Source organism: Pseudomonas sp. IT-P74 (assembly GCF_949768175.1).
In the GTDB taxonomy this organism is placed as follows: Bacteria; Pseudomonadota; Gammaproteobacteria; order Pseudomonadales; family Pseudomonadaceae; genus Aquipseudomonas.
In genome coordinates this window covers 317,191-337,631 of record NZ_CATKQD010000077.1, presented here as the reverse complement: position 1 = coordinate 337,631, position 20,441 = coordinate 317,191, and the positions used below count along the sequence as shown (strand labels likewise).

The window sequence follows — 20,441 nt, the reverse complement described above, 5'->3', positions numbered from 1 at the left end:
TCAAAGCCATTGTGGGAGCGAGCCTGCTCGCGAAAGCGTCAGCACGGACACCACAAATTCTTCAGGCTTTCTCCAGAGGCACTCGCACTTCTAACGTCGTGCCCTCACCCGGCTCACTCTCAAGGGATAACTCACCACCCATGATCAACACCCGCTCGCGCATGCCGACGATCCCAAAGGACGTTGGCCTGCCAGGCGCGGCGACAAATCCTACGCCATCATCGCTGACCGTCAGACACAACTCGTCGCCATCAAGGGTCAGTGTCAGTTCAACAGTATGCGCCTGGGCGTGCCGCATGACATTGGTCAGCGCCTCCTGAAGGATTCGAAACAGACCAATTGCCTTCGCATCGCTGAGCACTGGCAAATTGTCCGGCACCTGCACCAGACACGGGATCTGCGTACGCGCCTCGAATCGGCGGGCCTGCCACTCTATGGCCGAGGCGATGCCCGCGTCGAGAATCGGCGGGCGCAATGCCGTGGCCACATCACGGACCAGCTGAAACAATTGGGCGATCAAGCGCTTCATGCTGTTCAAGCGCTCGTTCAAACCCGGATCAAGCTGCGCGTAGGCCAGTTCGCACATCGACGTTTCCAGCTTCAACACGGTGAGCATCTGACCCAACTCATCGTGAACTTCCCGGGCTATGCGCGCCTTTTCTTCTTCGCGCACGCTTTCCAGGTGCGCGGACAACTCACGCAGTTGTTCCCGGGAGCTGGCCAGTTCAAGTTCGATGCGCTTGCTCTCGCTGATGTCCCAGACAATCCCGTCCCAGACATACGTACCGTCTTCCAGCCGACGGGTGACGGCCTTGATTTCCGCCCAGCGCTGCTCGCCCTGACGCGTCAGGATTCGCCCCTGCCACGACCAGTCGCTGTCGGTATCCAGCGCATGATCCTGGGTCTGGTGATAGCTGGCCTTGTCATCCGGATGCACGAGGCTGCGCAGGCCTTTATCGCGATGCGCCAGCGTGGCCGGCGAGTAACCCACCAGGCTTTCGCTGCCTTCGCTGATGTAGGCAAAGTCGATCTGACCGGTCACCGGCGCCCGCTCCAGTCGAAAAACCAGTCCTGGAACGTTGGCGGCGATGCCTTGAAGCCGCGCCTCGCTTTCCTGCAAGGCCGCCAGGGCACGACGCCGCTCGGTGACATCGTTGAGGTAAACCACCAGGTATTCGCCGTCGCGAAAGCGCAGAAAACTCAACGAGACATCGGCCGGCAGGATGCTGCCATCAGCCCGCACGCAATTGGATTCGAAGCTTTGCGGGCCGTCTTCACTGGCCCGGGCGCGCTTCCACAGGTTCAGCCATCGGTCCATGTGCAGGCCGGGTTCAAAATCGATCAATGGCCGATCGATGATCCCGCCGGCCGGATAGCCCAGCATGCTTTCTGCCGCGCGGTTGGCGTAGCGCACATGGCTGTCCCAATTGACCCAGAGGATACCGACGGTGCTCTGGTCGATGGAAAACTGGGTGAGCCGCAAGGCCTCTTCGCTGGCGGCACGCAAGGCGATGTCTTCCTGCGCGGCCAGCAGGCGCTGCTCCAGGTTGTGCTGCTGGCGACGCTGCCAGACCACGATGGCCATGCAACTCAACGCCAGCACGGCCAGCAGCAGGCAGAGGTTTTGCCAGAATCCCCGGGACTCGGTGAGCCGCGGATACTTGGGCTGCAGCCATTGATTGTGCAACTGCTCCAGATCCTTGGCCGGGATCGCCCGCAATGCACTTTCAACGATGCCCGCCAGTTCCGGCTTGTCGCGCAGCGTGGCCACCCGCAGCAACTGCGGCAGGCCGACATCCCCCACTACCACTAATCCGGCGAACTCCGTCTCGACCGACAAGCGACCCAGCTGCGCCTCATCGATCACCGCATAAGTTGCCTGCTGGCCAACCAATAATTGCAATGCCTGACGCTCCATCGGTACGCCTTGCAAATTCAGGTGCGGGTAGTTGCCGCGCAGGTAATCGGCGATGGCACTGGGCATGCGCACGGCGACTCGGGTCTGGCTGTCGAGTTTTTCCAGCTCGACAGCGCCCGCGCTTTTCTGATCGCTGACCACCAATTGCGGCACACGCATGTAGGGGTCGGAAAACTGCCAGAGGCGCAGCCCGCCAGGGGTCTGGGTCAGCCCCGGAGCGATGTCGATTTCGCCCTCGCGGGCCGCGGCTTCCAATTGCTCAAGGTCGGGGAAATTGCGCCAGCTCAGTTCGACATTGAGGTTTTTTGCCAGCCACTTCATCAATTCGACGTTCACCCCGGACAGGCGCTGCAAGCGGCGATCGTATTGCGCATAGGGCGCCTGCAACACCACGCCGACCCGCAACTCGCCCTGCTGCGCCAGCCAGTGCTGCTGTTTCGGGGACAGTTGGGCGACGGGTGCCGGAGGCGCGGCGGCCGCCCAGCCCATCAAGGGAAACCACAAACAGCCGATAACCCACAGGCAGCGAAAACGCATCATTGAACTCTCACACACTGACAAATACTGACCAACCCATTAGGCTGCCGGAACATCTTCTGGCCTGGAATATCCGATGCCCCTTGTCCACCGCCTGGCACTGCCAGCATTGTGCCTGTCGCTGATCCTGCCTTGCGCTTTTTCCGTCAAGGCGGCCGACCCGGCCTCCCTCGCGGAAGAAAAAACCGCCGAAGAAAAACCGCTCGAACGTCAGCCTCTGCCTGAGCGTAGTCAGGAAGAAGCGACTGCACTCGAGCGAAAGATCCCGCCTCAGGAACAGCAACAACTGCAAGCAGGCACCGACACGTTTCTGGCCTTGTGGAAACCGGCCAACACCGCCGACCCCAAAGGCGCGGTGATTATCATCCCGGGCACCGGCGAAACCGCTGACTGGCCGCAAGCCGTCGGCCCTTTGCGGCGAAAATTGCCGGATGCCGAATGGAGCAGCCTGAGTATCACCTTGCCGGACCTGCAAAGCGATGCCATTGCGCCACGAATCGTCGAAGCAGCGCCGGCACCCAAGGCCGCCGAAACCGTCAGTAAAGACTCGACTACCGCTGCCCCTATCGAACAGGTGGCCGGTGGCGAGGCAGATGTAACCGACAAGGTCGTCGCCGAAACCACCGAAGAACAGTCCAAGGCAGATGCCGAGCGGATCTTTGCCCGGATCGACGCCGCGATCACCTTCGCCGAACAGCAAAGCGCCCGCCGTATCGTGGTGTTGGGGCATGGCACCGGCACTTACTGGGCTGCGCGCTATTTAAGCGAGAAGCAGCCCTCACAAGTCGAGCGATTCCTGATGGTCGCAGCGCAGACACCTGCTCAAGCGAAACCCGAACTGGATGAGCTGGCTCCGAACCTGAAACTGCCTACGGCTGACATGTTCTATATGGACAAGCCGCTGGATCGCAATGCGGCGCTAGCCCGTCTGCAGGCCAACAAACGGGTGAAAACGTCGGCATTCAGCCAGATATCGCTCAAGGCATTACCCGACAAAAAGGCCGAGCAGGAGCAACTGTTCCGCCGGGTGCGGGGCTGGCTGAACCCGCAGCCTTCGACAGACTGAAAGACCGAGGCGCCTTCATCGCGAGCAGGCTCGCTCCCACATCAGATCTCCAGCGTTAGAAGACACCTGTGCGAGCCTGCTCGCGATAGAGGTATCACTGGCGACGCAAACTTTCCGGGCTAACGAAAATTCCGCCGTTCCCGAATCAGCGTATAGGCATTATGCAGTTCACGCGTTCGCTCGGTGGCCTCACGCACCTGCGTCGCCGTCGCGCCGCTGCCGGCAATCTTGTCCGGATGATGGCGACTGAGCAGGCGCCGATAAGCACGCTTGATCTGCGCCGGTTCAGTGGTGGCCGACACCCCCAAAAGCCTCAATGCGTCCTGATAACTGGGCACGCTGTTGCCCAATGGCCGTTTCCGCGGCTCATAGTCGTGCGCCAACGCCTTCACCTGATGGGGCGTCCAGCCCAACCATTTGCCCCATTGGCCGATCAGTTTACGTTCACTGCTGCCGGCACGACCATCGGCCCAGACCATTCGCCAGCAGGCGCGTAATACGCCTTCTGCCGCATGGGGCTGGGCACTCAGGCGACGCAGATAACCGCGCAGCCGGTCGCGGCCCGACTTGCCGCGATTGAACGCAGCAATCGCACGACGCTGGGCCGACTCGGACATATCCAGCGAGCGCATTTCCGCCCGGGCCTGTTCGATGTGCCCGGACATCACCTGGCCGTCACACTTGGCCAGGCGCCCCAACAGGACAAACAGCAACTCATCGTTACGCAGCACCGGGCGACCGCCCAGTTTTTCCCGCAAGTGTCCCCAGCTTTGCAGGTGCAAGCGCCGATCCAGCGCCTGCCCCAACAACGCGCCGAGAATGGCCCCCGGAATGCTGGCTATGGCAAAGCCTGCTCCGGCTCCGATCAGAGTCCCTGGCCACAACATGTCAGCGGCTCGCTTCTATTAATGCTTCAACTTCGGCCAGTCGCTCGTGAGTGCCGACATCGACCCAGTGCCCCCTCAGCTGCTCGCCAGTCACTTGATCGTCAGCCATGGCCTTGCGTAACAGCGGCGCGAGCTTGAAGGCCCCCGCGGTGCAACCGTCGAACAGCTGCGGATGCAACACGGCGATGCCACTGTAGGTCAGGGTACCCACCTCTGGCTGACCGTCGTGCACCTGCGTTTCGACCAGGCTAAAGTCCCCGGCCGGATGATGGGACGGGTTGCCGACCAGCACCAGGTGCGCCAGGCCGTTGATGGGCTGATGCAGCACGCTGAAGTCGTAATCGGTCCAGATGTCGCCGTTGACCACGACAAACGCTTCATCCCCCAGCAACGGCAACGCGCGGAAAATCCCGCCGCCGGTTTCCAGGGGCTCACCTTCGGCCGAGTACTGAATGCTCACGCCATAACGCGATCCATCGCCCAGGTAGTCTTCGATCTGCTGACCGAGCCAGGCGTGATTGATCACGATGTCGGTGAACCCGGCGGCGGCCAGCGCTCGCAGGTGATACTCGATCAGCGGCACGCCGCCTGCACGAACCAGCGGTTTTGGCGTGGTCAGGGTCAGCGGGCGCATGCGCTCGCCTTTACCCGCGGCCAGAATCATTGCCTTCATGCTTTCACTCCGGCGCGCAGACTGGCCAGCAACACATCCAGCTCGGCCAGTTCAGGGCGGCGAGCGATCACCGTTTCTATGTACGCAAAGAAACGCGGCACATCACCCAGATAACGCGGTTTGCCGTCGCGATGGCAGATGCGCGCGAAAATGCCGATGACTTTCAGGTGACGTTGCACGCCCATCAAGTCGCTGGCACGCAGGAAGTCCTCGAAATCGGGCTGGACCGGAATCCCGAGCGCACCCGCTTGCCGCCAGTAGCTTTCGAGCCAGCCGTGTACACGCTCCTGGGGCCAACTGAGGAATGCGTCCTTGAACAGGCAGGTCACGTCGTAGGTTACCGGGCCATACACCGCATCCTGGAAGTCCAGCACACCGGGATTGGGCTCGCTGAGCATCAGGTTGCGCGGCATGTAGTCGCGATGCACCAGGACTTTGGGTTGTGCCAGGGCGCTGTCGATCAACAGTTCGCTGACCTGCTGCCAGAGCACTTGTTGCGCCGCGTCGAATTCGATGCCCAGTTCGCGCTTCACGTACCACTCGGGGAACAGTTCCAGCTCGCGACGCAGCAAGGCCACGTCATAGCTCGGCAGAGGCGCAACCATCGGCAACTGCTGGAAAGCCAGCAAAGCTTGCAGGGCATCCGTGAACAAATCGTCGGCGTTTTCGCTGTCGATGACGTCCAGATAGGTCTTGTTGCCCAGGTCATTGAGCAAAAGAAAGCCGCGTTCAAGGTCTTCGGCATAAATTTTCGGCACATTTATTCCGGATTTCGCCAGCAAAAAGGCGATATCCACGAAGGGTTTGCAGTTTTCCTGGGGCGGCGGCGCGTCCATCACGATGAAACTTTTGTCACCGCCTTCCCAACGGAAATACCGCCGGAAACTCGCGTCGCTGCTGGCCGCAGTCAACGTGGCCGGGGGTACGACGCCCCAGCCCTGCTCGGCAAAAAGGGTCGTCAATTGTTGATCGAGCCAAACTTTCAGGTGTTGCAAGCGTACATCTTGATCAGGCATTGCAAGGGTCTCCGACGGCGCTAGCCGTCAAGCGGGTCATGCTTTATTATCCAGCATCTTTTTCAGACCATCGAGAGGCGTGCGGCCCACACCGCGGGCAGATGGCACGCAGGAAGCCCGGACTAATAAGATGGCATTGAAATCCCCCGCGTTTCGTAAAAAATTTCCGTTGTTGGTTACCGGCAGTTTGCTGGCGCTGCAACCCCTTGCCACTTCCTACGTGGTCGCCGCGGAACAGTTTGACTGCTCAGTCTCTGCTTCGGGTTCCTGGGACTGTGCGCCAAAGACGCCGGCGGCTGCATTGCCACCGCGTCCCGTCCATGACGGCAGCGCAGTTTCCGCCACCGGCGAAGCCCCGGCCGAGAACGGTTCCAGCGAAGACGCCGGCGCCAAGCCGGTGCTGGTCACCGAATCCAAAGGCCGTGGCCTGACATCCCGTAGCGCAGACTACAGCCACCTCGACTGGGTTCCCCGCGAGCAGCTCACTGCCGCACAATTGGCCGAAACCGGTCCTTATTGCTCCGGTTCCTATATCGAACCGATTCGTCCTGGCATGGATGACAAGACGAATAAAAGCGACGCTCCAACCTTTATCGGCGCAAAAGCTTCCCGCTATAAGCAGGATGAGCAAGTTGCGACACTGGCCGGTGACGTTGTCATGCGTCAGGGCAGCATGCAGGTCGAAGCCGACGAAGCCAACCTGTACCAGGCCGAAAGCCGTGGCGAACTGAACGGCAACGTGCGCATTCGCGACAACGGCGCCTTGATCGTCGGCGACCACGCCGACGTGCAGCTCGACACCGGTGAAGCCAAGGTCGACAACGCCGAATACGTGATGCACAAATCCCGCATCCGCGGTAATGCGCTGTACGCCAAACGTGCCGAGAACGCGATCATCCGCCTCAAGGATGGTACGTACACCACGTGCGAACCGAACAGCAACGCCTGGCAGCTCAAGGGCAACAACATCACCCTGAACCCGGCTACCGGTTTCGGCACGGCGACCAACGTGACGCTGCGGGTCAAGGACATTCCGGTCCTGTACACGCCGTACATCTATTTCCCGATCGACGACCGTCGCCAGTCCGGCTTCCTGCCGCCGACCATCGGCACCGGCAGCGATACCGGCTTCATGCTGGTCACCCCGTACTACTTCAACCTGGCGCCGAACTACGATGCCACGTTGTACCCACGCTACATGGAAAAGCACGGCTTGTTGATGGAAGGCGAATTCCGCTACCTGACCAAGTCCAGCGAAGGCCAGTTCGGCGCGGCGTACCTCAACGACGAAAGCAACGAACGCGACAAGCAGACCGACGCCGAAAAAACCCGCTACATGTACAACTGGCAGCACAAGGGCGGTCTCGACTCGCGAACGCTCACGCAAGTCGACTACACCAAGATCAGCGATCCGTATTACTTCCAGGATCTGCAGACCGACCAGATTGGCGTGAAAAGCCAGGACTACGTGAACCAGCAGGGCTCCGTCACCTATCGCGGCGACGGCTATACCGCTCGCGTAAATGCCCAGGCCTATCAGCTGGCGACCGTTTCGAACATTACACCGTACGACCGTTTGCCGCAGATCACCTTCAATGGCGCGCTGCCGTATCATCCCCAAGGCTTGAATTTCTCCTACGAAACCGAAGTTGTTCGGTTTGACCGGGATCTGAAATCCGGCAACTACTCCGACGAAGACGGTAATGTAGAGCCACGTATTGATAACAACGTTCAAGGTCTGGCTCGTGCCAACGGCGATCGCCTCAACCTGGCACCAGCCGTCACCCTGCCGCTGAACTGGACCTATGGCTTCCTGAAGCCGAAACTCAAGTACCAGTACACTCAGTACCAACTGGATCTGGACGGTACTGGTAAAAGTCAAATCGCGCGGCAGAATCAAACCGCAGCTGCAAACGGGACTGAAAATTTCAACGGTCAGTTCGACAGCAACCAAAATCGCGGAGTGCCGATCGCCAGCATCGACAGCGGCCTGTACTTCGATCGCAATACCCAATGGTTCGGCAAGAACTATCGCCAGACCCTCGAACCGCGCCTGTTCTACCTGTACGTGCCTGAGGTCGACCAGGTAGACATCCCGGTATTCGACACCAGCGAATACACGTTCAGCTACGCGTCGCTGTTCCGTGACAACCGTTTCTCCGGCGCCGACCGTGTCGGCGACGAAAACAAACTGTCCCTGGGCATCACTAACCGCTGGATCGAAGATAACGGTTTCGAACGTCAACGCCTCAGCGTAGGCCAGGCCCTGTACTTCAAGGACCGCGAAGTCCAGTTGCCGGGTGTCGATCCAAAACTCCGCGCCGATGCCCAAGCCAGCGTTTCGCCGTACGCACTGGAGTACGAATACCGCTGGAACCGCGACTGGCGTACCACGGCCGACTACAACTGGGACCCGGACAGCCACAGCCCTCGTTCGGGCAGTGCGATGTTCCACTACCAGCCTGAAGACAACCCGAACAAGGTCATCAACGCCGGCTATCGCTATCGTAACGACCAGGTGATCTACAACCAGAACACCGGTCAATGGCAGTTCGGTGGCGACTACGGTACCCCTGGCACCCCGGGCTACGTGAAGGACTACTACAAGATCGAACAGCACGACTTCTCGGTGATCTGGCCGGTCGTGCCGCAATGGAACGCCATCACCCGTTGGCAGTATGACTACAACCGCAACCGCACCCTGGAAGCGTTCGGTGGTTTCGAGTACGACAACTGCTGCTGGAAACTGCGCCTGATCAACCGTTACTGGGTTTCCTATGACGAGTTCAGTCAGAACGCCCCGGAAAACGAAAAAGGCGACCATGGCGTCTTCCTCCAAATTGTTCTGAAGGGGCTCGGCGGCCTGACTGGCGCCAAGGTAGAGAGCTTCCTCGACAAAGGCATTCAAGGTTATCGTGAACGTGAAGACCAAGCTTTCTGATTGTCTGCGCCCGCTGATGCTGGGCGCGCTGTTCCTGAGTACGGCGGCGAGCGCCGCCGTACAGTCCATCGACAAAGTGGTGGCCATCGTCGACAACGACGTGGTCATGCAGAGCCAACTGGACCAACGGGTTCATGAAGTTCAGCAAACCATCGCCAAGCGTGGTTCTGCCGTGCCGCCGGCCAGCGTGCTGGAGCAGCAGGTACTTGAGCGTCTGATCGTCGAAAACCTGCAATTGCAGATCGGCGAGCGCTCCGGCATCCGCATTACCGACGAAGAGCTGAACCAGGCTGTCGGCACCATTGCCCAGCGCAACAACATGTCGGTCGAGCAGTTCCGCGCCGCCCTGACGCGCGACGGTCTGTCCTACGACGACGCACGTGAGCAGATTCGCCGCGAAATGGTCATCAGCCGTGTACGCCAGCGTCGGGTCGCCGAGCGCATTCAGGTCTCCGAGCAGGAAGTGAAGAACTTCCTGGCATCCGACCTGGGCAAAATGCAACTGTCCGAAGAGTTCCACCTGGCCAACATCCTGATTCCTACGCCGGAAAGCGCCAACTCCGACGCGATTCAGAATGCAGCCAAACAGGCCGATGCGATTTACCAGCAACTCAAGCAAGGCGCTGACTTCGGTCAGTTGGCAATCGCCAAGTCCGCCAGCGAAACCGCACTGGAAGGTGGTGACATGGGCTGGCGCAAGGCCGCTCAATTGCCTCCGCCGTTCGATCGCCTGCTGAGCACCATGCCGGTGGGTGATGTCACCCAGCCAATGCGCACCCCGGGCGGTTTCATCATTCTGAAGGTCCTCGAAAAGCGTGGCGGTCAGACCCAGATGCGCGATGAAGTACATGTGCGCCACATCCTGGTCAAGCCGAGCCCGATCCGCGACGAAGCAAAAACCAAGGCCCTGGCTGAATCGCTCTACAGCCGTATCGAGGCTGGCGAAGACTTCGGCGAGCTGGCGAAAAGCTACTCGGAAGACCCGGGCTCCGCCCTCAACGGCGGCGACCTGAACTGGATCGACCCGAACGCACTGGTACCCGAGTTCCGCGAAGTGATGGCCAGGACCCCGCAAGGTCAGCTGTCCAGGCCGTTCCAGACTCAGTACGGCTGGCATGTCCTGGAAGTCCTTGGCCGTCGCGCCACCGACAGCACCTCACAGGCTCGCGAGCAGCAAGCGATGACCGTTTTGCGTAACCGCAAATACGACGAAGAGCTGCAAACCTGGCTGCGTCAGATCCGTGACGAAGCGTACGTGGAAATCAAACTCCCTGGCGCCGACCAGGCAGCGCAGTGAAACCCCAACGTTTCGCGCTGACACCCGGCGAACCGGCCGGCATAGGTCCCGACCTGTGCCTGCTGCTCGCCTCGCAAGCCCAGCCTCACCCCCTGATTGCCATTACCAGCCGCGACCTGCTCATTGAGCGGGCCGCGCAACTGGGCGTGGCTGTCGATCTGCTGCCGGTCACACCGGACAACTGGCCGGACGTACCCGCGCCAGTCAACAGCCTGTATGTCTGGGATACTCCGCTCAATGCCAAGGTCGTCGCCGGGCAACTGGACAAGGCGAACGCTGCCTTCGTTCTGGAAACCCTGACCCGCGCCGGCCAAGGCTGCGTGAGCGGAGATTTCGCCGGCATGATTACCGCGCCGGTGCACAAAGGTGTCATCAACGAATCCGGCATCGCCTTTTCCGGGCACACGGAATTCCTTGCCGACCTGACCCACACCGCGCAAGTGGTGATGATGCTGGCCACACGCGGCTTGCGCGTGGCCCTGGTGACCACTCACCTGCCCCTTCGCGAGATTGCCGATGCAATCACGCCGGAGCGTCTGGAACGCGTCACGCGAATCCTGCACGCCGACCTGCAAAACAAGTTCGGCATCGCCCGGCCACGCATCCTGGTCTGCGGGCTCAACCCCCATGCCGGCGAAGGCGGGCACCTGGGCCATGAAGAAATCGATATCATCGAACCCACATTAGAGCGCCTGCGCGGCGAGGGCATGGACCTTCGTGGCCCCCTGCCCGCCGACACTCTGTTTACCCCCAAATATCTGGAGCACTGCGATGCGGTGCTGGCGATGTACCACGACCAGGGCCTGCCGGTGCTGAAGTACAAAGGCTTCGGCGCGGCAGTCAACGTGACCCTTGGCTTGCCGATTATCCGCACCTCGGTCGACCACGGCACCGCCCTGGACCTGGCCGGCAGCGGCAAGATCGACACCGGCAGCCTGCAAGTCGCCCTGGAAACCGCCTACCAGATGGCCGAGACCCGTTTATGACCGAGCATTACCAACACAAGGCGCGCAAACGCTTTGGCCAGAACTTCCTGCACGATGCCGGCGTTATCGACCGCATCCTGCGCTCCATTCATGCCAAGGCAGAAGACCGCCTGCTGGAAATCGGCCCCGGCCAGGGCGCACTGACCCAAGGCCTGCTCAGCAGCGGCGCGCAACTCGATGTGGTGGAACTGGACAAGGACCTGATCCCGATCCTCAACCAGCAGTTTGCCGGCAAGAGTAACTTCAACCTGCATCAGGGCGATGCGCTGAAGTTCGACTTCAACAGCTTGAATGCCGTGCCTGGCAGCCTGCGAGTGGTCGGCAACCTGCCGTACAACATCTCCACGCCGCTGATTTTTCACCTGCTGCACAACTCGCACCTGATCCGCGACATGCACTTCATGCTGCAAAAGGAAGTGGTCGAGCGTCTGGCTGCCGGCCCTGGTGGTGGCGACTGGGGTCGGTTGTCGATCATGGTTCAGTACCACTGTCGAGTCGAGCACCTGTTCAACGTCGGCCCGGGGGCATTCAACCCGCCACCGAAAGTCGACTCGGCCATCGTGCGCCTGGTGCCCCACGCGGTACTGCCACACCCGGCCAAGGATCACCGCCTGCTGGAACGCGTCGTGCGCGAAGCTTTCAACCAGCGCCGCAAAACCCTGCGCAACACACTCAAGCTGCTGCTGAGCAATGCCGAAATCGAAGCCGCCGGCGTCGATGGCAGCCTGCGTCCCGAGCAACTCGACCTGGCCGCGTTCGTACGCCTGGCCGACAAGCTCAGCGAACAAAAGCCTGCCGCAGACTGACAGGCGATGAGCGCTATCGGGTAGGACGCCACTCTGGTCTACTACCCGATACTTGGCCTAGACTGAACCCCAACAGCTACGCCCCGCGTCCCGCTTCGTTTTTAAGGCCCCTTGCATGTCCGATCCTCGCTATCAGGTCGACGTCAGCGTCGTCACCCGCTATCTGGCAGAACAATCGCAACCCGAGCACGACCGCTTTGCCTTCGCCTACACCATCACCGTGCAAAACAATGGCGAAATGCCCGCCAAACTGCTTTCACGGCACTGGGTCATCACCGATGGTGACGGGCATGTCGAAGAAGTGCGTGGCGCAGGTGTAGTCGGCCAACAACCGTTGATCGAGCCCGGCAAGAGCCACACCTACAGCAGCGGCACGGTCATGACCACCAAGGTCGGCACCATGCAAGGCACTTATCAGATGCTGTCCGACGACGGCAAACACTTCGATGCCATCATCGCACCCTTCCGCCTGGCGGTGCCCGGAGCCCTGCACTGATGGCAACGTACGCTGTCGGTGACCTGCAAGGCTGTCTTCAAGCCCTGCAATGCCTGCTCAAACAAGTGGCGTTCGACCCACAACGGGATCGTCTGTGGCTGGTGGGCGACCTGGTCAACCGCGGCCCGCAGTCGCTGGAAACCTTGCGCTTCCTCTACAGCATTCGCGAATCGCTGGTGTGCGTGCTCGGCAACCATGACCTGCACCTGCTGGCGGCCGGACGCAACATCGAACGCCTGAAAAAGGCCGATACCCTGCGCGAGATCATTGACGCGCCCGATAGCGCCGAACTATTGGAATGGGTGCGCCAGCAAAAGCTCATGCACTACGACGAACAGCGCAACCTTGCATTGGTCCATGCCGGCATTCCACCGCAGTGGTCGCTGCGCAAAGCTTTGAAGTGTGCCGCCGAAGTCGAGACCGCCTTGCGTGACGACAACCTGTTGCCGCCCTACCTCGATGGCATGTACGGCAACGATCCGGCGAAATGGGACAACGACCTCAAAGGCGTGACGCGCCTGCGGGTGATCACCAACTATTTCACGCGCATGCGCTTTTGCACCGCCGAAGGCAAACTCGACCTCAAGAGCAAGGAAGGTCTTGATACCGCACCAGCAGGCTACAAGCCCTGGTTCCAGCACCAGCACCGCAAGACCAAGGACCTGAAGATCATCTTCGGTCACTGGGCAGCACTGGAAGGCAACGTCGAAGAGCCGGGTATTTCGGCACTCGATACAGGCTGCGTCTGGGGCGGCGCCCTGACCCTGATGAACGTCGACAGCTTTGAGCGTCTGTCCTGCAAATGCGACGAACACGGTCATGCCGTGCCGCCAGTCGCCTCATCCATTCCCCAAACATCGCCAGCCAGCGCCCCGCGCTAGACTGCCCATTCAGCCGAGCCACAGGAGCCCGCCATGAGCGAATTCAAACGTATCCCCCCGGAGCAGGCCCAAGCCCTGCGCGAACAAGGCGCAGTGGTAGTCGACGTCCGCGACCCGGCCACTTTTGCCGCCCTGCACATCGCAGGCTCGAAGCATCTGGACAACCATTCCCTGCACGCTTTCATCCAGGGCGCCGACCTCGATGCACCGACCGTGGTGGTCTGCTATCACGGTAACTCCAGCCAGGGCGCAGCCGCTTACCTGATCAGCCAGGGCTTCTCCGATGTCTACAGCATGGATGGCGGATTCGAGTTGTGGCGGACGACGTATCCTGCGGAAACGGCGCAAGGCACCACCGAATAATTTTTTTGTAACGTTGCAGGCCCCGGCTCCCGCGGGCTGGCGCGGTGGCAGACGAACGGTCTGCCACAAACAATTACGTATCTTGCCTTTACCTCCCGAATTCCCAACTATCCTTAAGCGCAGGCCATCCAAAACAGGGGAGAGCCGGTACACCGGCGCGCGGGTCATCGGGAGTAGCTTTCGGAGTAGTCAGCTCCGGGAGAGTTCTGGGGGGTAAACAGCAATCGCCTGTTCGGTTGCTGCCAGCATCGACTGAGTGATCCGGCGTCGGCTCCACGTATCGAGCGAGGTGACGTCATGAGTATCTTTAGCCACTTCCAACAACGCTTCGAGTCCACACGCCAGGAAGAACTCTCTCTGCAGGAGTATCTGGAACTGTGCAAAAAAGACCGTAGCGCCTACGTTTCCGCCGCCGAGCGTCTACTGCTGGCCATCGGTGAACCGGAACTGCTCGACACCTCGACCAACTCGAGACTGTCGCGCATCTTCTCCAACAAGGTCATCCGCCGCTATCCGGCCTTTGAAGACTTCCACGGGATGGAAGAATGCATCGACCAGATCGTGTCGTATTTCCGCCATGCCGCTCAGGGCCTGGAAGAGAAGAAACAGATCCTTTACCTGCTCGGCCCTGTCGGTGGCGGTAAATCGTCCCTGGCCGAGAAGCTCAAGCAATTGATGGAAAAAGTGCCCTTCTATGCCATCAAGGGCTCGCCGGTTTTCGAGTCGCCCCTGGGCCTGTTCAACTCCACTGAAGATGGAGCGATCCTGGAGGAAGACTTCGGCATTCCACGGCGCTACCTCAACACCATCATGTCGCCATGGGCAACCAAGCGCCTGGCCGAATTCGGCGGCGACATCAGTCAGTTCCGCGTGGTGAAACTCTACCCGTCGATCCTCAACCAGATCGCCGTGGCCAAGACCGAACCTGGCGACGAAAACAACCAGGACATCTCGGCGCTGGTGGGCAAGGTCGATATCCGCAAACTGGAGGAGTTCCCGCAGAACGACGCTGATGCATACAGCTACTCGGGCGCACTGTGCCGGTCCAACCAGGGCCTGATGGAGTTCGTCGAAATGTTCAAGGCACCAATCAAGGTGCTGCACCCACTGCTGACCGCCACCCAGGAAGGCAACTACAACAGTACCGAAGGTCTCGGCGCGATTCCGTTCACCGGGATCCTGCTGGCGCACTCCAACGAATCGGAGTGGCACACCTTCCGCAACAACAAGAACAACGAGGCCTTCATCGACCGGATCTACATCGTCAAAGTGCCGTATTGCTTGCGGGTCAGTGACGAAGTGAAGATCTACGACAAGCTGCTGTTCAACAGTTCGCTGGCCAAGGCGCATTGCGCGCCGGACACCCTGAAGATGCTGGCCCAGTTCACCGTACTCTCGCGCCTCAAGGAGCCGGAAAACTCCAACATCTACTCGAAGATGCGCGTGTACGACGGCGAGAACCTCAAGGACACCGATCCGAAAGCCAAGTCGATCCAGGAATACCGCGACAATGCGGGCGTCGACGAAGGCATGAACGGTCTTTCGACCCGGTTCGCCTTCAAGATCCTGTCGAAGGTGTTCAACTTCGATCCGCACGAAATCGCCGCCAACCCGGTGCACTTGCTCTACGTGCTGGAGCAACAGATCGAGCAGGAACAGTTCCAGGCCGAGACCCGCGAACGCTATCTGCGCTTCCTCAAGGAGTACCTGGCACCGCGCTACATCGAGTTCATCGGCAAGGAGATCCAGACCGCCTACCTCGAGTCCTACAGCGAGTACGGCCAGAACATCTTCGATCGTTACGTGCTGTACGCCGACTTCTGGATCCAGGACCAGGAATACCGCGACCCGGAAACCGGCGAGATCCTCAACCGCGTAGCGTTGAACGAAGAACTGGAGAAAATCGAAAAACCGGCCGGCATCAGCAATCCGAAGGATTTCCGCAACGAAATCGTCAACTTCGTCCTGCGTGCCCGGGCCAACAACAACGGCAAGAACCCGACCTGGCTCAGCTACGAAAAACTGCGGGTGGTCATCGAGAAGAAAATGTTCTCCAACACCGAGGACCTGCTGCCGGTCATCAGCTTCAATGCCAAGGCCAGCAAAGAGGACCAGCAGAAACACAACGACTTCGTCACACGGATGGTCGAGCGGGGCTACACCGACAAACAGGTACGACTGCTGTCCGAGTGGTACCTGCGGGTCAGAAAATCACAATAACCCGCTGCCGGTCAGACCGGTTGTCGTCAGCCAGAGGCCTGTGTATGCATTTTCTGTTACACAAGCCTCTGGAAGGTGTTCGAAAGTCGGTAGCGAGTTCAGGCAGCATCCAAAGCGCTTGGGGGAGCGTTCAACATCCCTCGGCTCTCGGTTCGATGCTGTATCACCGCTCGCCCCTTTCAGGACAGCTTCTAAGGAGCAGTCATGAGCTATGTGATCGACCGACGTCTCAATGGCAAGAACAAGAGCACGGTGAACCGCCAGCGGTTTCTGCGGCGGTACCGTGATCACATCAAAAAGGCTGTCGAAGAGGCGGTCAGCCGGCGCTCCATTACCGATATGGAACACGGCGAACAAATCAGCATTCCCGGCCGCGACATCGACGAGCCGGTGCTTCACCACGGTCGCGGTGGCAAGCAGACGGTCGTGCACCCGGGCAACAAGGAATTCACCAGCGGCGAACATATCGCCCGTCCACCGGGAGGCGGTGGCGGCCGGGGCCCTGGCAAGGCCGGTAATTCCGGCGAGGGGATGGACGAATTCGTCTTCCAGATCACTCAGGAAGAGTTCCTCGAATTCATGTTCGAGGATCTCGAGCTGCCCAACCTGGTCAAACGCAACCTGACCGGCACGGACACCTTCAAGACCGTGCGGGCCGGGATCAGCAACGAGGGCAACCCGTCGCGGATCAACATCATCCGCACCTTGCGCTCAGCCCACGCCCGGCGAATCGCCCTGTCCGGCAGCAGTCGGGCAAAACTGCGCGAAGCCAAGGAAGAACTCCTGCGACTCAAGCAGGAAGAACCAGACAACTTCGGCGATATTCAGGAAATTGAAGCGGAAATCGAAAAACTCAGCGCGCGCATTCACCGCGTGCCGTTTCTCGACACATTCGACCTCAAGTACAACCTGCTGATCAAACAACCCAACCCCAGCTCCAAGGCCGTGATGTTCTGCCTGATGGACGTGTCCGGCTCGATGACCCAGGCGACCAAGGACATCGCCAAGCGCTTCTTTATCCTGCTGTACCTGTTTCTCAAGCGTAACTACGAAAAGATCGACGTCGTATTCATCCGCCATCACACCAGCGCCCGCGAAGTGGATGAAGAGGAGTTTTTCTACTCCCGGGAAACCGGCGGCACCATCGTCTCCAGCGCCTTGAAACTGATGCAGGAGATCATGGCCGAGCGCTATCCGAGCAACGAGTGGAACATCTACGCCGCCCAGGCCTCCGACGGTGACAACTGGAACGACGACTCCCCGATCTGCCGCGACATCCTGATCAACCAGATCATGCCATTCGTGCAGTACTACACTTACGTTGAGATCACCCCGCGCGAACACCAGGCCCTGTGGTTCGAGTACGAGCGCATCGCCGAAGCCTTTTCCGACACATTTGCCCAGCAACAACTGGTCTCGGCCGGGGATATCTATCCGGTCTTCCGTGAACTCTTCCAGCGCAGGTTAGTGACATGACCGCCAAAGAGCAGAAACGCCAACCCATTTCCACCGGCTCCGAATGGACGTTCGAGCTGATCCAGGCCTACGACCGTGAAATCAGTCGTATTGCGGCCGGTTACGCCCTCGATACGTATCCCAATCAGATCGAAGTGATCACCGCCGAACAGATGATGGACGCCTACGCCTCGGTCGGTATGCCACTGGGTTATCACCACTGGTCCTACGGCAAGCACTTCCTCAGCACAGAAAAGTCCTACACCCGCGGCCAGATGGGGCTGGCGTACGAGATCGTGATCAACTCCGACCCCTGCATCGCCTACCTGATGGAAGAAAACACCATCTGCATGCAGGCGCTGGTGGTGGCCCATGCGTGCTACGGGCACAACAGCTTTTTCAAAGGCAACTACCTGTTCCGCACCTGGACCGACGCCAGTTCGATCATCGATTACCTGGTGTTTGCCAAGCAGTACATCATGCAGTGCGAAGAACGCCACGGCATCGACGCGGTCGAGGACCTGCTCGACTCCTGCCATGCACTGATGAACTATGGTGTCGACCGTTACAAACGCCCTTATCCGATCTCTGCGGAAGAAGAACGTCGCCGGCAAAAGGACCGGGAAGAACATTTACAGAAACAGATCAACGATCTGTGGCGCACCATTCCCAAGGGCGCGGACAAATACAGCGACAAGGACAACGCACGCTTCCCCGCCGAACCTCAGGAAAACATCCTGTACTTCATCGAAAAACACGCGCCGCTGCTGGAACCATGGCAGCGGGAAATCGTACGTATCGTGCGCAAGATCGCCCAGTACTTTTATCCACAGCGTCAGACCCAAGTGATGAACGAGGGTTGGGCCACGTTCTGGCACTACACCCTGATGAACGACCTGTACGATGAAGGTCTGGTCACCGACGGCTTCATGATGGAGTTCCTGACGTCCCACACCAGCGTGGTGTTCCAGCCTGGCTTCGATAGCCCCTACTACAGCGGCATCAACCCCTACGCCCTGGGGTTTGCCATGTACCGCGACATCCGTCGCATGTGTGAAGAACCCACGGAAGAAGATCGCCGCTGGTTCCCGGACATTGCCGGTACCGATTGGCTGGCAGCCATCAAGTTCGCCATGAGCAGCTTCAAGGATGAAAGCTTCATCCTGCAGTACCTCTCGCCCAAGGTGATCCGCGACCTGAAGCTGTTCAGCATTCTCGATGACGACCAGAAGGACGACCTGCTGGTGCCCGCCATTCACGACGAAGGTGGCTACCGCATCATCCGTGAAACCCTCGCGGCACAGTACAACCTGGGCAATCGCGAGCCCAACGTGCAGATCTACAGCATCGACCGCCGTGGCGACCGCTCCCTGACCCTGCGCCACCAGCAGCACGACCGCAAACCACTGGGGGACTCGACTGAAGAAGTGCTCAAACACCTGCACCGCCTCTGGGGCTTCGACATTCACCTGGAAACCCTGCAAGGCGATCAGGTCATGAAAACCCACCATGTGCCGCCCAGAAGCGAGCACAGCGAAGGTGATTACGGACGCCTGGACTTGGCCGTCATCCATCTTTGATACCGTTTGTGCCTCCGAAAGCTCGATGCAACGGTTATCCTGTCGAGCTAACGGAGGTTTTTTATGCGTATTTATAAAGTCGGCGGCGCGGTACGTGATCGCCTGCTGGGCAAACCGGTTACCGATATCGACTGGGTCGTGGTTGGCGCCACCACCGAAGAGATGCTCGCCAAGGGCTTTCGCCCGGTGGGCGCGGATTTCCCGGTGTTCCTACACCCAAAAAGCGGTGAGGAATACGCCCTCGCCCGCACCGAGCGCAAAAGCGGACGCGGTTACGGCGGGTTCACTTTTCACGCCAGCCCCGAAGTCACCCTCGAAGAAGACCTGATCCGTCGCGACCTGACCATCAATGCCATGGCCGAAGACGATCAGCAGAACCTGACCGACCCGTACCACGGCCAGCGCGATCTCGAAGCGCGCCTGCTTCGCCACGTTTCCCCGGCATTTGCCGAAGATCCGCTCCGGGTCCTGCGTGTTGCCCGCTTCGCGGCGCGTTATGCGACCCTGGGCTTTACCGTTGCCCCGGAAACACTGGCACTGATGCGCCAACTCAGCGAGTCAGGCGAGCTTGAAGCACTGACGCCGGAGCGCAGCTGGAAGGAAATCTCCCGCGCCCTGATGGAAGATCAGCCACAGGTGTTTGTTGAGGTTCTACGCGCATGCGACGCACTCAAGGTGCTGATGCCCGAAGTCGACGCGCTGTTTGGCGTACCGCAACCACCCGCCCACCACCCGGAAATCGATACAGGCGCACATACCCTGAGCGTGCTGCAGCAAGCCGCAATACATAAACAGCCACTGACCGTGCGCTGGGCGTGCCTGCTGCACGACCTGGGCAAGGGCCTGACGCCAGAGGAAGAATGGCCGCGACACATTGCCCACGAGTTCAAGGGCCTGAAGCTGATCAAAGCAGTCAATGAACGCTTCAAGGTGCCGAGGGACTGCCAGGAACTGGCGCTGCTGGTGGGCGAATATCACACCCATGGGCATCGCGCCCTTGAGCTGAAGCCATCGACATTGCTGGAGCTGCTGCAAAGCTTCGACATTTACCGTCGGCCACAGCGGTTCGAGGAGTTCATCGCGGCATGCGAGATGGATGCGCGTGGGCGCAAAGGGCTGGAAGAACGAAGTTATCCACAGGCGGATTATTTGCGCGGTGCAGCGACTGCCGCTCGTAGTGTGGCGGTCCAGCCATTGCTGGAGAAAGGCTTCAAGGGGCCGGATCTGGGGGAGGCGATCAAGCGTGAGCGGCTAAAAGCCTTGAAAGCCTACAAAGAGACCGCGTCGACCTGAAAAGCTTCGCGAGCAGGCTCGCTCCC

16 protein-coding genes are annotated in these 20,441 nt (G+C 59.9%); 12 read left to right on the top strand and 4 right to left on the bottom strand.

The genetic code is table 11. The annotated features are described in order from the left end of the window. Nucleotides 1–61: 61 nt before the first annotated feature. A complete protein-coding gene (locus ACM6J5_RS25775; protein WP_414929591.1) occupies nt 62–2,458 on the bottom strand; it encodes a PAS domain S-box protein in 2,397 nt (798 codons plus the stop codon). Between the two features lie 73 nt (nt 2,459–2,531). Between ACM6J5_RS25775 and ACM6J5_RS25770 the strand changes: the two genes are divergently transcribed. Continuing rightward, entirely contained in the window at nt 2,532–3,521 is a 990-nt protein-coding gene (locus ACM6J5_RS25770) for an alpha/beta hydrolase family protein (protein WP_414929590.1), read from the top strand. 119 nt (nt 3,522–3,640) lie between these two features. On the opposite strand, the gene ACM6J5_RS25765 is transcribed toward ACM6J5_RS25770, so the two are convergent. From ACM6J5_RS25765 to ACM6J5_RS25755, 3 genes are read right to left on the bottom strand one after another with little or no spacing between them, the layout of a single operon-like run. Next, complete coding sequence (locus tag ACM6J5_RS25765; RefSeq protein ID WP_414929589.1) at nt 3,641–4,408, bottom strand: TerB family tellurite resistance protein; 768 nt, start codon at nt 4,406–4,408, stop codon at nt 3,641–3,643. Nucleotide 4,409: 1 nt separating this feature from the next. Further along, nucleotides 4,410–5,081 carry an N-acetylmuramate alpha-1-phosphate uridylyltransferase MurU gene (gene murU, locus ACM6J5_RS25760; RefSeq protein ID WP_095944865.1) on the bottom strand — a complete coding sequence of 224 codons (672 nt, stop codon included), beginning with the start codon at nt 5,079–5,081 and terminating at the stop codon, nt 4,410–4,412. After that, on the bottom strand, nt 5,078–6,097 hold the full coding sequence (locus ACM6J5_RS25755; protein WP_095944864.1) for an aminoglycoside phosphotransferase family protein: 1,020 nt from the start codon (nt 6,095–6,097) through the stop codon (nt 5,078–5,080). The genes murU and ACM6J5_RS25755 overlap by 4 nt, the downstream gene beginning before the upstream one ends. Nucleotides 6,098–6,227: 130 nt before the next feature. Here ACM6J5_RS25755 and ACM6J5_RS25750 point away from each other — a divergent pair, with 130 nt between their 5' ends. From ACM6J5_RS25750 to ACM6J5_RS25700, 11 genes are all read left to right on the top strand, one after another. Next, nucleotides 6,228–9,038, top strand: coding sequence for an LPS-assembly protein LptD (locus ACM6J5_RS25750; protein ID WP_414929588.1), 2,811 nt, complete (start codon nt 6,228–6,230; stop codon nt 9,036–9,038). Further along, nucleotides 9,019–10,335, top strand: coding sequence for a peptidylprolyl isomerase SurA (gene surA / locus ACM6J5_RS25745; protein WP_414929587.1), 1,317 nt, complete (start codon nt 9,019–9,021; stop codon nt 10,333–10,335). The genes ACM6J5_RS25750 and surA overlap by 20 nt, the downstream gene beginning before the upstream one ends. Further along, nucleotides 10,332–11,321, top strand: a complete 990-nt coding sequence (gene pdxA / locus ACM6J5_RS25740) for a 4-hydroxythreonine-4-phosphate dehydrogenase PdxA (protein WP_414929586.1) — start codon at nt 10,332–10,334, stop codon at nt 11,319–11,321. Before surA ends, pdxA begins: the two co-directional genes overlap by 4 nt. Then, nucleotides 11,318–12,127, top strand: a complete 810-nt coding sequence (gene rsmA / locus ACM6J5_RS25735; RefSeq protein ID WP_095944861.1) for a 16S rRNA (adenine(1518)-N(6)/adenine(1519)-N(6))-dimethyltransferase RsmA — start codon at nt 11,318–11,320, stop codon at nt 12,125–12,127. Before pdxA ends, rsmA begins: the two co-directional genes overlap by 4 nt. Nucleotides 12,128–12,242: 115 nt before the next feature. Next, nucleotides 12,243–12,623: a Co2+/Mg2+ efflux protein ApaG gene (gene apaG, locus ACM6J5_RS25730; protein ID WP_095944860.1), complete on the top strand. Its 381-nt coding sequence runs from the start codon at nt 12,243–12,245 to the stop codon at nt 12,621–12,623. Then, nucleotides 12,623–13,504 (top strand): symmetrical bis(5'-nucleosyl)-tetraphosphatase, encoded by an 882-nt coding sequence (locus tag ACM6J5_RS25725; RefSeq protein WP_150672008.1) that lies wholly within the window; start codon nt 12,623–12,625, stop codon nt 13,502–13,504. The genes apaG and ACM6J5_RS25725 overlap by 1 nt, the downstream gene beginning before the upstream one ends. A gap of 33 nt (nt 13,505–13,537) precedes the next feature. Further along, nucleotides 13,538–13,867, top strand: a complete 330-nt coding sequence (gene glpE / locus ACM6J5_RS25720; protein WP_008051614.1) for a thiosulfate sulfurtransferase GlpE — start codon at nt 13,538–13,540, stop codon at nt 13,865–13,867. A 297-nt stretch (nt 13,868–14,164) separates the two neighbouring features. Then, the gene (locus ACM6J5_RS25715; protein WP_008051612.1) at nt 14,165–16,087 is read left to right on the top strand and encodes a PrkA family serine protein kinase; all 1,923 of its coding nucleotides are present in this window, start codon (nt 14,165–14,167) and stop codon (nt 16,085–16,087) included. A gap of 204 nt (nt 16,088–16,291) precedes the next feature. Then, on the top strand, nt 16,292–17,563 hold the full coding sequence (locus ACM6J5_RS25710) for a YeaH/YhbH family protein (RefSeq protein ID WP_008051610.1): 1,272 nt from the start codon (nt 16,292–16,294) through the stop codon (nt 17,561–17,563). Further along, complete coding sequence (locus ACM6J5_RS25705; RefSeq protein WP_057713067.1) at nt 17,560–19,122, top strand: SpoVR family protein; 1,563 nt, start codon at nt 17,560–17,562, stop codon at nt 19,120–19,122. Before ACM6J5_RS25710 ends, ACM6J5_RS25705 begins: the two co-directional genes overlap by 4 nt. A 63-nt stretch (nt 19,123–19,185) precedes the next feature. Next, nucleotides 19,186–20,415 carry a multifunctional CCA addition/repair protein gene (locus tag ACM6J5_RS25700; protein ID WP_150672009.1) on the top strand — a complete coding sequence of 410 codons (1,230 nt, stop codon included), beginning with the start codon at nt 19,186–19,188 and terminating at the stop codon, nt 20,413–20,415. The last annotated feature ends 26 nt before the right edge of the window (nt 20,416–20,441 follow it).

Excerpts from the sequence above, each read along its gene's own strand:
- ACM6J5_RS25755 (WP_095944864.1), bottom strand. The coding sequence starts at position 6,097 with ATGCCTGATCAAGATGTACGCTTGCAACACCTGAAAGTTTGGCTCGAT.
- rsmA (WP_095944861.1), top strand. The coding sequence starts at position 11,318 with ATGACCGAGCATTACCAACACAAGGCGCGCAAACGCTTTGGCCAGAAC.
- ACM6J5_RS25715 (WP_008051612.1), top strand. The coding sequence starts at position 14,165 with ATGAGTATCTTTAGCCACTTCCAACAACGCTTCGAGTCCACACGCCAG.
- ACM6J5_RS25765 (WP_414929589.1), bottom strand. The coding sequence starts at position 4,408 with ATGTTGTGGCCAGGGACTCTGATCGGAGCCGGAGCAGGCTTTGCCATA.
- ACM6J5_RS25770 (WP_414929590.1), top strand. The coding sequence starts at position 2,532 with ATGCCCCTTGTCCACCGCCTGGCACTGCCAGCATTGTGCCTGTCGCTG.
- ACM6J5_RS25700 (WP_150672009.1), top strand. The coding sequence starts at position 19,186 with ATGCGTATTTATAAAGTCGGCGGCGCGGTACGTGATCGCCTGCTGGGC.
- ACM6J5_RS25750 (WP_414929588.1), top strand. The coding sequence starts at position 6,228 with ATGGCATTGAAATCCCCCGCGTTTCGTAAAAAATTTCCGTTGTTGGTT.
- ACM6J5_RS25710 (WP_008051610.1), top strand. The coding sequence starts at position 16,292 with ATGAGCTATGTGATCGACCGACGTCTCAATGGCAAGAACAAGAGCACG.
- murU (WP_095944865.1), bottom strand. The coding sequence starts at position 5,081 with ATGAAGGCAATGATTCTGGCCGCGGGTAAAGGCGAGCGCATGCGCCCG.
- ACM6J5_RS25705 (WP_057713067.1), top strand. The coding sequence starts at position 17,560 with ATGACCGCCAAAGAGCAGAAACGCCAACCCATTTCCACCGGCTCCGAA.
- ACM6J5_RS25725 (WP_150672008.1), top strand. The coding sequence starts at position 12,623 with ATGGCAACGTACGCTGTCGGTGACCTGCAAGGCTGTCTTCAAGCCCTG.
- ACM6J5_RS25775 (WP_414929591.1), bottom strand. The coding sequence starts at position 2,458 with ATGATGCGTTTTCGCTGCCTGTGGGTTATCGGCTGTTTGTGGTTTCCC.
- apaG (WP_095944860.1), top strand. The coding sequence starts at position 12,243 with ATGTCCGATCCTCGCTATCAGGTCGACGTCAGCGTCGTCACCCGCTAT.
- glpE (WP_008051614.1), top strand. The coding sequence starts at position 13,538 with ATGAGCGAATTCAAACGTATCCCCCCGGAGCAGGCCCAAGCCCTGCGC.